At 22.3% G+C, this 206-nt stretch carries 1 protein-coding gene; it reads right to left on the reverse strand.

Annotated elements, in window-relative coordinates; translation table 11 throughout:
- Nucleotides 1–206: hypothetical protein (locus AVBRAN12642_RS09835; protein ID WP_336608330.1), on the reverse strand; the 206-nt coding region annotated here is incomplete at both ends.

Consider the following 206-nt stretch of genomic DNA (forward strand, 5'->3'; position numbering starts at 1 on the left):
AAACCAACCTGCTACATAATTAGCAGCGTCGCCTTTTAAAATAGTTTTTCCATTTTCTTCTAAAAAATCATTTTTATTAAAAAAGCTTTTTAAATCTTTTAAAGTATCTTTATCTAAGCTAATTCCTACGCTTTTATTATCAAGGCTAAAAAATACATTTAATTCTTTATCACTTGTTTTATATTCAAAATTATTTGTTTTTATAT

It is taken from the genome of Campylobacter sp. RM12642 (assembly GCF_020137635.1).
Classification (GTDB): Bacteria; Campylobacterota; Campylobacteria; order Campylobacterales; family Campylobacteraceae; genus Campylobacter_E.